Below are 12,975 nucleotides of genomic sequence, written 5' to 3'. Positions count from 1 at the left end.
TCGTGCTTGAGCTGAGTCATTGCCTCATCAACAGAGTTAAATACAGCGACTTTACGCCTAAAATTTTTAGCGCCAATACGTCCCCATTCACACGATACGACATAAGCGTCAAATAAATCATGATCTAGTCCAATATCGTAAAACTTAAAACAAGGCTGAGAAGGATCTATGTTTGTCCATAAAGAGTGCATGACAATCACCAGAGGTTAAAAAAAACCTGATAACTGTATAGCCTATCCATTGCTGTGACGATAGACATTAGGTAATGATTTTATTATAAAAATGCTCATCATTTTTATGATGAAATCAGATCATAAATACACTAGACTAGCGTTATAATGCAAAATATACTTCCTAACACAAGGAAAGTGTATATCCCAAAAAAGGACAGCGTCATACCATGAGTTCAACATTCGATCTTTCTGAGTACTCAGTTCCCCAGCGTGATCGACTGGCATTTATTGAGCTACTGCTATACTTCATGGGTGAGCTACGTCGCAGTGATATTGTCTCTCGATTTGGCATTCAATCTGCAGCTGCCACACGTGATCTGGCCATCTATAAAAAGTTAGCCCCAAGCAATATCGACTACAATACCAAACAAAAAAACTACGTTCTTGGTCAAGCGTTCAAACCTCTATTTCAGTTCTCTTCTGAGCGTGTTTTGTCGTGGATTAGCAAAAGCTTCGGTGATGGTGAACCTACCCAACTAAACCCTTGGTTAGCTACAGATATTCCTGCTCGGCTTACCCAGCCAGCTATTGATACTTTGTCAGTGGTGACACGAGCCATTCATCAACGGTCGATATTGGCTATACACTATCATTCTTTGTCTTCTGGTCTGACTGAGCGAGAAATTGTTCCCTTTGCGTTGATAGACAATGGTCAGCGTTGGCATGTTCGTGCCTATGACCGACATCATCAAGATTTTAGAGATTTTGTTATTACTCGTATTCAACATCCTCAAGTGCGAAAAGATAGCATAATCCAGCCCCATGAACTTAGTGAGCAAGACACTCAATGGACTCGAATTGTTGAACTGGATTTGGTGCCTCACCCCAACCGACCTAGGCCAGAAATTACTGAGCTAGATTATGGCATGATAGATGGCCATTTAAGAGTACGTTTACGAGCATCCAGTGTAGGTTATATATTGCGTTGCTGGAATGTTGATTGTTCAGCCGACCATCATCTAAACGACCCAGCTATTCGTTTGTGGTTGAGTGATCCGCTAACACTCTACGGTGTTAAGAGTGCGGTATTAGCTCCTGGTTATGTCCCTCCAACCAGTCAAACGAGGCGCGTATGAGCCAGAGCTACTATAGGGCTGATATCAGTGCAGGAGCCTTGCTAGCCACAGAAAGCCGAACTTTGGCCAATTTATTGCTTTTGGGTGTGGATAAGTCAGCTTGGCTACATGCTATTAAAGAAGACAATATTCTTCAAAAAAAAAGTCCTAGCTCTGCTATTCGTCAGGCGCATCTTATACGCCAACGTCTAGATACCTTGGATGAAGAAGGTCTGACCCTTATTGCACAGGAAACGGGCGAAATATTAAATCAGATGCTTCTAGTTGCTGCGATTCGTCATAGCCGACTACTGGGTGACTTTTTGATTGATGTCTATCAAGGAAGATTGAAACGTTTAGAGGACACTATAAGCTCAAGTGATTGGTTAACCTTCTTACATGAATGCCAACAACGTGATGTTACTGTTGCCTCGTGGAGCGAAAGTACTCAAGCAAAGTTACGACAAGTCATTTTGCTTATTTTGACACAAGCAAAATATATTGACTCCACACGCAGCGGACGGATAACACCACCTTTGCTTCATCCACGTGTATTAAGCTACTTAAAAAAACATAACGATACTTACACTCTTAAAGCTATGGATATTAAGCGATGAATGAAATAAGTAGTAGATATTTGCCGCTAGAGGAAAGATTAAACCTGATCCTGCCGCGCATTACTTCCAATGAATTGCTTAACAACGAAGGTCTAGGCAATGAAATTGGATTCCATATCTTCGATTATCCTGCTGAGCGTGAGGAAGTAGTTCGCGATTTTATTAGCACAGTCATTGATCCTGCGCTGGCTAAACATCCAGCCAAGCTACGCTTCAAAATCGTTAATCTTTTTCAGACCGTGATTCAACTATTGCAGGATCGAGGGCTGCTAGAAAAAGCGATTACTATGCAACAAACCAAAGGCGATGCAGCATTGATGAAAGCTATCAGTCCTGTGTTAAAGGAAGACAAACTGGCCACTTACCTTGTCAACCAAATGGTCGTTGATGATCTTGATTTAGTGCTATTAACAGGTGTCGGCACGGCCTACCCGCTGGTACGCCTACACACGCTACTGAATGGCCTACACCCACTGATGAAGCACACACCACTGATTGTGTTCTACCCTGGCAATTACGATGGTGTCAGTTTGCGCTTGTTTGGTCTTAACGCAGACTACAGTGATACCAATGCTCCATACTACCGAGCATTCCAGTTATTGAAATAATTAAGAATATTGAAAAGGTAATTTCCTGTGCAAATTCGTGAATTGTTTGTTAAAAAAGTTGATCGTCCCATCAATGGAGTCATCAAAGCCGACCAATGCGACCGCGATAGTATCTGGCAAGAGCTAGACGAATATGTGGTGACTAAGCAGATTACCGAGTATCTGCGACGATTCTTTGATGCTTATTTAGCGGGCTTTGATCGTCCTAATGATCCAGTCATCGCCTCACGTATGGGCGTTTGGGTGTCTGGTTTTTTTGGTTCGGGTAAGTCGCATTTTATTAAAATTTTGTCCTATCTACTTGAGAATATTCAGGCGATTGATCCAGAGTTAAAAACTAAAAAACCTGCCCTTAGTTTTTTTGATGATAGCAAAGTCACCGACCCCATGCTACGTGCCGACATTCAGCGCGTGGCGCAGTACACTGCCGATGTTATTTTATTCAATATTGATGCTAAGGCCGATAGCAGCACTAACCGAGATGTCATCCTGCAAGTCTTTTTGAGAGTGTTTAACGAGAAATTAGGATTTTCGGGGGATGCGCCGCACATTGCCAATATGGAACGACATCTCGTCAAGGAAGGAGCTTATGATGTTTTCAAAAAGGTATTCAAAGATAACAATGGCGATAGTTGGGAATCTCAGCGTGATGCTGTTGGTTTTTTGCGCGATGACGTGGTCTATGCGCTTTCACAAGCCCTTGGCATGAGTGAAGAATCCGCTGGTCAGTGGTTTGACAAGGCTGACGAAACATTCAAAATAAATATTGAAAGTTTTGCCGAATTGGTGCGTGATTATCTAAAGACCAAGCCAGCCAGTCATCGTATTGTGTTTTTAGTAGATGAAGTAGGGCAGTTTATTGGTGACAACACGCATCTCATGTTGAATTTGCAAACAATCACAGAGCAACTCGGCACTGTTTGTAATGGGCGTGCTTGGATTGTAGTGACCAGTCAAGAAGATATTGATGCGGCTATTGGTGAGACCAACAAGGCTAAAAGCCAAGACTTCTCCAAAATTCAAGGTCGCTTTCATACTCGGCTATCACTGGCCAGCTCGAATACCGACGAAGTCATTAGTAAACGTCTATTGTCAAAGACTGATGCTGCTCATGATGAACTGCGTGATGTTTTTATTGCTCAAGGCGACATCATTAATAATCAACTGGCATTCAGCTCCGAGGGTGTCACTCTAGCTGGCTACAAAGATGCCGCTGAATATGTTAGCTATTATCCTTTTGCACCCTACCAATTTACCTTGTTATCCAAAATTTTTGAGGCTATACGCCGACATGGTGCGACAGGGCGACATTTGTCTAAGGGCGAGCGTTCGTTACTCGATGCCTTTCAAACTGCCGTCAAGGGGATATTGAATCATGACATTAATCGTTTAGTACCCCTATTTGACTTCTATTCATCCATTGAGAGTTTTCTTGATAGTACAGTACGCCATGCTATCGACAATGCTGAAAAGCAAGTTGGCAGACTGTTTGAAAGCTTCGATATTAAGTTGTTGAAAGTACTTTTTCTTATTAAATACATTCCAGAAATAGTTAAAGGTAAAGTGGATAACTTAGCCACTTTATGCGTTGAAGAAATTGATATTGATAAACTGGTCTTGAAGCAGCGCATCCAAGAAAGCTTGATGCGTCTAGAAAAACAGAATTTAGTCAGCCGTAACGGTGGTGAGTGGATGTTCTTGACCAACGAAGAACAAGATATTGCCCGTGAAATCAGCCATGAAGTGATTAGCTCGTCCGAATTGTCACGAACGCTCGCTGAGTTAGTGTTTGAAGAAGTATGGAAGAGTCAAACCAAGGTACGTCACAAAAACAGCAAAGCAGATTATGAATTTAACCGACTGTTGGATGGCAAACCGTGGAAGTCAACCCACCACGAATTATCTTTAGAGTTAATTACCGAATTACATGACGAGTATCCGGATTATACCGAGGCTAAGTGTCGCCTTTATAGTAGTGGCAACCCTTCGCGCATTATTTTACGTCTGAATCAGGGTGAGCGTTTGTATGAAGAATTACAAACTTATTTAAAGATTGAGCAATTCATCCAAAGTAAATATGACAATGCAAGCCCAACTGGCCGCAAAATTTTGACCTTTAAAAAAGATGAAAATCGAGAGCGTAAAGAACGTCTGCGTTTTCAAATAGAGCGGTTAATAGTGACTACAGACATTTACGCTTTGGGCGAACAGGTACAAATAAAGGCGGCTGGTTCTCAGGCGATATTAGAAGAGGCTATCAATTACCTCGTATCTAATTCCTACACCAAGCTGGCTTACCTAAAACCGACTGCTAATGCGTTTACCGAAATATCTGCCGTATTATCAGCCGATAGCGTACAACAGCTCAACTTAGGCAACGGCGACATACCCAACCATCTTGCATTAAAAGAAGTGAGTGAATACCTCAAAATTAAAGCAAGTCATAGTGCCGTGGTGTTGGAAGATGTTGTTAAGTATTTCAGTGGCAATACTTATGGCTGGAAACCTGAGTGGGAAATTGTTTTGCTCGTGGCTCGATTGTTTATGGCGGGTGAAATCACGTTGATGATGGACAGCACGCCCTTATCGCCTGCGGCTGCCTTAGAGCCGCTCAGTAAAAGCCAAAAATTCAAGTTTGTCTCTATTCTTAAACGTAAAAAAACGGGAACGTTGGAACTAAATCAAGCTCGCAACTTGTACAAGGACTTATTTACTAATTTAGCACCAGAGGAAGAAGATGCACTCGTTGCTGCTTATCGGAGTAAGCTGAACGATTGGGACAAATTACTGACAGTCTATGCGCCTTTGGCCAATCAACCCCATTATCCTGGCAAAACAGCGATTGATGGACTGCAAAGCCGCATTAAAAAACAATTAGCTATTCAAGATAGTGCAGCTTTTATCGAAGCACTGCTCAAACAAAAGGAAGATTGGCGTGATGCCGAAGAAGAATATCACGATCTGACGGGCTTTTATGACAAAGATAAGGGGCAAATTCTGACATGGCGGCGACTACTGAGTGGTCTGATGGCAGTCAAAGATAACCGCGAAAAACTACTGGAAGATGCCAAGGTAGCCAATGCCTTGCATCAATTAGAAAAAATTCGCGATAACCTTAGCCCTTATGGAACTATTAATCAAATTGAGTCTTTACTGGCAACAGTGGAAAGTGCCAACCATGCGTTAGTGGATGAAAAAAGAAAACATGCTTTAGAACGGGTAGATGCTCATATTGCCACGGTACAAATCGACCTTGAGCAAATTAATGCCGAGCCAATGCTGCGTAATAAAGCATTGTTGGGGCTTCAGCAATTGCGCATCAAGGTAGAAACCTCAAACAGTATTCCAACTATTTTCTACCTGCAAAATCAGGCTTTAGAGTTGATGGATACCGCGCAAGACATCATTCAAAAAGCCCATGAAGAACAGCTCAAGGCTATTGCAAAGTCGTCAGTTGCTTTGCCAAAAACTGATAACTTGGGTGCAACAACGCCAAATGTCTCCACACCTAAGCCACAAGCACCTGTTTTAAAGCCGACCAAGACCATCAAAGCGTCCAATTTGACCATTGGCAAAAGCTATTTGGAATCAACAAACGATGTAGAAAGCTATCTGCAAAAGTTGCGTAGTGAATTGCTACAGGCGATTGAGGACGGACAGCGTGTGCGTATTGAGTAGCTGGGCTATTGTTAATTGAATTAATCAATATATAATGTTCCTTATAGGTAACTTTAAGGCGATTAAATACTATTTAAGTCGCCAATTAGGGACATTAACATGGTTGAATATAAATCACCTACCGCGATTGCCGAAGACTTGGGGGAGCGACTCAAACAAGCCAGACTTAATGCCAATTTGACTCAGGCTGACGTTGCGGCGCGGTCTGGTGTATCGCGCAAAGTGTTAATCAATGCCGAAAAAGGCAAAGTTCAGCTAGAAGCCTTAGTCGCGATTATGCTAAGCCTAAACTTGAGCCATCATTTGGAGACATTTTTGGCCAAGCCGAGCATCTCGCCCCTACAGTTGGCCAAACTACAAGGCAAACAACGGCAAAGAGCCTCTGGTCATATTGCCAATAAACCAGAGGAGTCAGCCGAATGGTAATGGAAGTCTTAAACGTCAATTACCATCATCATCATGTGGGTGCTGCCAGTTTTGACCGTGATACTGGCGTGGGTTATTTTGAGTACACCCCTGAGTTTATTAAAACAGGCATTGAGCTGTCACCGCTTAAAATGCCATTGTCACCGCAAATTTATACCTTTCCCGAGCTTAACAACGACACCTTTAAGGGGTTGTCTGGGTTACTAGCCGACTCCTTGCCCGATGATTTTGGCAATGCCGTGTTAAATGCTTGGGTGGCTAGCAAAGGCCAACAGCCTAGCGACATCAGCCCTTTACAGCGTTTGCAATACACAGGCAAGCGCGGCATGGGCGCATTAGAGTATTCCCCTGCCACCAAACTCAAAAACCTCAATGCTGCTCAGCACATTGATATTGCTTCTTTAGTAAGCATTGCCCAAGATGTACTCGACAGCCGCAAACAATTTACGGTCGCGCTCAACGCAGAGCAAGAAGACCGCGAAGCGATGTTGGCCTTGTTGTCTGTGGGCATGAGTGCAGGCGGCGCACGCCCCAAAGCCGTCTTAGCCTTTAACGAAGATTTTAGTCAGGTACGTTCTGGCCAAACCAACGCTCCAGCAGGTTTTACCCATTATTTGATGAAGTTTGACGGAGTCAGCGAACACCATGCCAACAAGCAAACCTTTGGCGATCCTCTCGGCTATGGGGCGATGGAATACGTTTACCATTTACTAGCAATTGCTTGCGGCATAACCATGATGCCATGCAAATTACTTAACGAAGGCAACAGGCGGCATTTTATCACCCAGCGTTTTGACCGAATTGGCAATCAAAAAAGACATATACAAACACTCAATGGCTTGGCACATATCAACTATAAATTGGCTGGTAGCTATTCTTATGCCGAATTATTTGGCGTGGCCAGACAGTTAAAACTTTCAAGCAGTGACGCAGAACAATTATTTAAGCGTATGGTGTTTAACGTCATTGCCCGCAACCATGATGACCACTCCAAAAACGTAGCATTTATGCTCAACGAGCAACATCAATGGCAACTTGCCCCTGCGTATGACCTTGCCTATAGCTATAAACCCAACAGCTTTTGGGTCAATAGCCATTGGATGACCATTAACGGCAAGCGTGACGATTTTACGCGCCGTGATTTTTACAGCTTTGAAAAAATTAGCCCTCTTTTTAGTAAAGGCAAAGTCGATCGGATACTGGATGAAACCATCGCCCACGTCGCCACATGGTCAAGACTGGCACGCGAGCATGATGTCCCCAAAGCCCTGATTGATGTGGTTGCTGCCAATTTGCGACTGTCCCTACCAGTCTAAACCCAAGCCAGACTAAAAAATTACCGAGAAAAACCATGAATAAATCCACCCTAAAAACTTACGCACCACAAGCACGCCGCGACTTTATTGACATGGTGACTAGCCGCGCTGCACAACTGGGCATTGCCGAACATAACGGCGAGCTAAAGGTAGAAAGCAGTTTGGTTCAGGGGGAAGTGGTGGTGATTGCTGGCCAAGCTTTTCCTGTCAACATTGAGCGATTGCGTAAAAAATTGTTGGAGCGCATTCGTCAACAGGGTTTTAGTCAGACGATGGAAGCAATCGCCTACACATGGTTTAACCGTTTTGCCGCGTTGCGTTATATGGAGCTGCATGAATACTTAGAACATGGCCAACGTGTGCTATCGAGCGTGAGTGTGGGGGGCTTGCCCGATATTCTGACTCATGCCTTAGATTTGGCCGAAGCTGGCGAGCTACCAGCTATTAACCGCGACATGGTAGCAGAACTAAAACTAAACAATAAAGACGGTGAACTTTACAAGCGTCTGCTCGTGGCACAGTGCAATAAGTTGGCAACAGCCATGCCCTTTTTGTTTGAAAAAATTGACGATGACTCCGAATTGCTACTACCCGATACCTTGCTACGCACAGATTCGGTGATACGTAAATTGGTGGACGGTATTGCTGAGGAAGATTGGCAGCAAGTAGAAGTGATTGGTTGGTTGTATCAGTTTTATATTAGCGAAAAGAAAGACCAAGTGATTGGCAAGGTGGTAAAAAGCGAGGACATTCCTGCCGCAACTCAGTTATTTACACCTAATTGGATTGTTAAGTATTTGGTGCAAAACAGTGTTGGCCGTTTATGGTTAATGGCGAATCCGCATTCAGGATTAGCAGCACAGATGGCGTATTACATTCAGCCAGCCGAACAAACGCCCGAAGTGCAAGCGCAGTTGGATGCGTTGATTAAAGTCCGCGTGGCAGAAGATGGTGACACGCTCAAACCCGAATCCATCACTGTGTTAGACCCTGCCTGTGGTTCTGGCCATATTTTGGTAGAAGCCTATGATTTGTTAAAGGAAATTTATTTGGAGCGCGGCTATAAACAGCGTGATATTCCGCGTTTGATTTTAAAGCACAATTTGTTTGGTTTGGATATTGATGATCGGGCGGCGCAGTTGGCAGGTTTTGCTTTGTTGATGAAAGCGCGGGCGGATGATCGGCGGTTATTTGACAATACACCTGTGTTGAATGTGTTGGCGATTCAAAATAGTCAGGGGTTGGATGATGAGTTGATGGCCGATGTGGTGATGCAGGCGGCTGTTAAGTTGGAGGGGGGTGAGGTTTTAGGCAATAGGGATTTGTTTGGTGGGGGGGCGTTGGCTACTGAGCATTCGAGTGGATTAAAGGCGGCTGATTTGCGCGAGTTGATTCGGTTTTTTGAGTGTGGGAAGACGTTTGGTTCGTTGTTGACGGTGTCTGAGACCTTGGCGAAAAAATTGCCGAAGTTGGAAGCGTTGTTGGGGCAAGTGATTAAAAGTGGCGATAGTTTGGCGAAGTCGTATGCGGTGCAGATTTGGGGGGATTATTTGCAGCCTGCGTTGGTGTTGGCACAGCGTTATGATGCGGTGGTGGCTAATCCGCCGTATATGGGTGGTAAGGGGATGAATGAGGGGTTAAAGGATTTTGCCAAAAAGCATTTTGCGGATAGTAAGTCGGATTTGTTTGCGATGTTTATGGAGAGGGGTTTTAGTTGGTGTAAAGAGTTTGGCTTTAATAGCATGGTGACAATGCAAAGCTGGATGTTTTTGTCGTCTTACGAAAATTTGCGTGAAAAACTACTCACCCAAAACACCTTAGACTGTATGGCGCATATGGGTAATGGGGTGATGGGGATTGCCTTTGGTACTGCTGCGACCATTTTTAGAAAAAATTATGTTGAAAATTTTACAGGCAGTTTTTCGTATTGTGAAAATGATGACTTGAATGAAAAAAATGTTCCAAAAGAATTTCCTGTCAAAAATGAAAGATTGAAGCAAGCCAAACAAGACGACTTTAAGAAAATTCCAGCGAGTCCAATTGCTTATTGGGTTAGTGAGGTTCTACAAAAAGCTTTTGATGCAAATTTATTGAGTAGCTTTGGTGATGCAAGAATTGGCTTGCAGACTGGTGATAACTCAAGGTTTGTAAGAGAGTGGCATGAGGTAAATCAAGAAAAGATTTTTAAGTCATGTGAATCTAGGGAAGAATCTACGAATAAAGGAAAGTGGTTTCCTTATAATAAAGGAGGTTCATTTAAAAAATGGTATGGAAATCATGGGTTGGTTGTAAATTGGCAGTTTGATGGTAAGGAAATAATTGAATTCCAAGAGTATTTGAATTCAATAAAACCAGCTTCATCCAAGATGGGAATAGCCAACAATTCTGAATACTATTTTAAAGAGTCCATATCGTGGTCTAAAGTTTCTTCAGGAGATATCTCGTTTAGATTTTTTCCCAAAGGTTTTATATTTGATGTTGCAGGCACGTCTTTTTTTCCAAAAAAATCGCCTATTTTTTTTCTATCTCTACTAAACTCGAAAGTGATTCCTTCGATAGTTTCTATTTTAAGCCCAACTCTTAATTATGAGGCAGGTGCTATAAGAAACATCCCCATCGCCTCTGTAAAGGATTTTGTAGATGCTTCTGCTAACTGGTTGGTGGCTTCATCAAAATCCGACTGGGACGCTTACGAACGCTCATGGGACTTTACACGCTTACCCATTCTATCCACCCCCCACCAACAAACCACCCTTGCCGCCAGTTACACCACCACCCGCGCCCATTGGCAACACATGACCAATGAAATGCAACGGCTCGAACAAGAAAACAACCGCATCTTTATTGATGCTTACGGCTTACAAGACGAACTCACCCCCGAAGTCCCCCTCAAAGAAATTACCCTCACCTGCAACCCCCATTACCGCTATGGCGGCGACAACACCCCCGAACAACTCGAACAACGCCTACAAACCGACACCTGCAAAGAATTAGTCAGTTATGCCATTGGCAACATGATGGGACGCTACAGCCTCAACCGTGACGGCCTTGTTTATGCCCACGCAGGCAACCAAGGCTTTAACGAACTGGTACAAGCAGGCGCGTATCAACGCTTTGCCGCCGATGCCGACGGCATTTTGCCTATTACCGATATATCTTGGTTTGCCGATGACGCCGCCAACCGCATCAAAGAGTTTTTAATCGCCGTTTGGGGGCAAAACACCCTCAACGAAAATTTACTGTGGCTCGCCGATAGCCTAGGCCGCAAAGCTGACGAAACCCCCGAAGAAGCCATTCGCCGTTATTTAGTCAGCAGTTTTTATAAAGACCACCTACAAACCTACAAAAAACGACCTATCTACTGGCTGTTTAGCTCAGGCAAACACAAAGCCTTTGAAGCCTTAGTATATTTACACCGCTACAACGAAGGCACACTCTCGCGTATGCGTACCGAATATGTTGTACCGCTCACAGGCAAAATGAACGACCGCATCCGCTTTTTAGAAACCGAAGTACCCAAAGCCACCTCCACCGCCGAACGCAAAAAGCTAGAAAAAGACATCGACCGTCTCAAAAAGAAACTAGACGAACTGCGCCTGTATGACGAAAAACTGCGACACTACGCCGACCACCGCATTGCATTAGATTTGGATGATGGCGTAAAAGTGAATTATGGTAAGTTTGGTGACTTGTTGGCGGAAGTAAAAGCCGTGACAGGGGGGAGCGATGACTAATGAACATTAAAGAAATTAGAATCAGCGGCTACAAAAGCGTAGCCGATATTTCGCTCAAAGAACTGTCGCCCTACAGCGTATTCGCTGGGCCAAACGGCTCAGGCAAAAGTAATTTTGTTGACGCCCTGATGTTTGTTGGCGCAGTGATAGAGTCTGGCGCGAATGCGGCTATTCGCCGTTTTAATGGCTTTGAGCAAATTCATTGTTACAAGTTCAAAAAAGAGAAGTCTCGACGTTTTGAATTCTTTTTGGCTGCAGACATTGATGGCATAAGCACAGAGTACACGCTGCGGATTCATAGCATGGATAAGACTCCTCAATTGGAGGAATCTCTAAAGAATAACGGATCGTTGATAATGGAGCGCCATCGCGGGAAGCCTCCCATCTTGAAGCATCCAATGAAAGATGACCTGTCTTACGAACTTCCCAATTATCCAGATGAAATGTCGGCCTTGATGATGATGCCGGACAGAGATCTGTACGATTATTTGCTGAATATCCGTGTTTTCCGTTTCGACCCACTGGGAGCCAAAACGCCAGACGAATCTAACGCCGACGCCAGCGAACTGCATCCGCATGGGCACAATGTTGCCACCATGCTGGCTACCCTGGAATCGAATGCTGATATCCGTAGCCAGATCATTGACTGGCTGGAACTGATTGTTCCGGGCATGACCGGCGTTTCTACAGACAAGCAGAAACTGAACGGTGGTACGGTTATCAAATTCAAGGAAGAAGGCGTAAAAGCATTTTTTCCCGCTAACCTCATTTCTGATGGCACTATTTACGCGTTGTGCATTATGACCGCTGTGTTGTCTCGCGCTAGTAAAATTGGCATGACTTTTATTGAAGAGCCAGAGCGTGGCCTGCACCCAAAGGCTATTGAGCAACTGGTCAGCTTAATGCGCGAAAACGCGGCCACAGAACACCCCGTTTTTATTACGACACATAGCGAATCGGTAGTACGCGCTTCTAACATTAGTGAATTGTGGCTAGTCAACAAGATTGACGGTAAAACAACTATTAAAGCAGCGGCATCAGGCCAACTAGACCTACAAGGCATGAACCTCGACACCGCATGGCTGACCAACCTGTTTGATGGGGGCTTACCATGGTAAAGGTAGGTTTTATTGTCGAAGGCGATACCGAAAAATTGATTGTGGAGTCACCCGCATTTGTTGCATGGCTGGTTGCAAACGGCATCACCTTGGTCAATCCTGTGGTGAACGCTAAAGGAGGCGGCAACCTTTTGCCGCAATATCGGCCCCTTTATAGCGACTCTTCAACAAGCACAGGCTGAGCATATTG

10 protein-coding genes are annotated in these 12,975 nt (G+C 44.1%); 9 read left to right on the top strand and 1 reads right to left on the bottom strand.

All coding sequences use genetic code 11. The features are described from left to right. A partial coding sequence (locus C8N29_RS15195) for a WGR domain-containing protein (protein ID WP_107866919.1) occupies positions 1–191 on the bottom strand: 191 nt, incomplete at its 3' end. Between the two features lie 209 nt (positions 192–400). Here C8N29_RS15195 and C8N29_RS15190 point away from each other — a divergent pair. From C8N29_RS15190 to C8N29_RS17080, 9 genes are all read left to right on the top strand, one after another. After that, positions 401–1,309: a helix-turn-helix transcriptional regulator gene (locus C8N29_RS15190; protein WP_107866918.1), complete on the top strand. Its 909-nt coding sequence runs from the start codon at positions 401–403 to the stop codon at positions 1,307–1,309. Then, positions 1,306–1,905 carry a DUF1819 family protein gene (locus C8N29_RS15185; protein WP_107866917.1) on the top strand — a complete coding sequence of 200 codons (600 nt, stop codon included), beginning with the start codon at positions 1,306–1,308 and terminating at the stop codon, positions 1,903–1,905. The genes C8N29_RS15190 and C8N29_RS15185 overlap by 4 nt, the downstream gene beginning before the upstream one ends. Beyond that, a complete protein-coding gene (locus tag C8N29_RS15180) occupies positions 1,902–2,513 on the top strand; it encodes a DUF1788 domain-containing protein (protein ID WP_107866916.1) in 612 nt (203 codons plus the stop codon). Before C8N29_RS15185 ends, C8N29_RS15180 begins: the two co-directional genes overlap by 4 nt. Before the next feature lie 27 nt (positions 2,514–2,540). Next, positions 2,541–6,191, top strand: coding sequence for a BREX system P-loop protein BrxC (gene brxC / locus C8N29_RS15175; RefSeq protein ID WP_107866915.1), 3,651 nt, complete (start codon positions 2,541–2,543; stop codon positions 6,189–6,191). 99 nt (positions 6,192–6,290) lie between these two features. Continuing rightward, positions 6,291–6,617, top strand: coding sequence for a helix-turn-helix transcriptional regulator (locus tag C8N29_RS15170; protein WP_107866914.1), 327 nt, complete (start codon positions 6,291–6,293; stop codon positions 6,615–6,617). After that, on the top strand, positions 6,611–7,933 hold the full coding sequence (locus C8N29_RS15165; RefSeq protein ID WP_107866913.1) for a type II toxin-antitoxin system HipA family toxin: 1,323 nt from the start codon (positions 6,611–6,613) through the stop codon (positions 7,931–7,933). The genes C8N29_RS15170 and C8N29_RS15165 overlap by 7 nt, the downstream gene beginning before the upstream one ends. 35 nt (positions 7,934–7,968) lie before the next feature. Then, positions 7,969–11,667 carry a BREX-1 system adenine-specific DNA-methyltransferase PglX gene (gene pglX / locus C8N29_RS15160; protein ID WP_107866912.1) on the top strand — a complete coding sequence of 1,233 codons (3,699 nt, stop codon included), beginning with the start codon at positions 7,969–7,971 and terminating at the stop codon, positions 11,665–11,667. Then, positions 11,667–12,785 carry an AAA family ATPase gene (locus tag C8N29_RS15155; protein WP_107866911.1) on the top strand — a complete coding sequence of 373 codons (1,119 nt, stop codon included), beginning with the start codon at positions 11,667–11,669 and terminating at the stop codon, positions 12,783–12,785. Before pglX ends, C8N29_RS15155 begins: the two co-directional genes overlap by 1 nt. Beyond that, complete coding sequence (locus tag C8N29_RS17080; protein ID WP_204509373.1) at positions 12,779–12,967, top strand: hypothetical protein; 189 nt, start codon at positions 12,779–12,781, stop codon at positions 12,965–12,967. The genes C8N29_RS15155 and C8N29_RS17080 overlap by 7 nt, the downstream gene beginning before the upstream one ends. Positions 12,968–12,975: the final 8 nt, after the last annotated feature.

Origin of the sequence: Agitococcus lubricus, assembly GCF_003051055.1 — a bacterium.
Taxonomy (GTDB): domain Bacteria; phylum Pseudomonadota; class Gammaproteobacteria; order Pseudomonadales; family Moraxellaceae; genus Agitococcus; species Agitococcus lubricus.
Note: the sequence above shows the minus strand (reverse complement) of the source record. Positions and strands in the feature narration are given on the sequence as shown.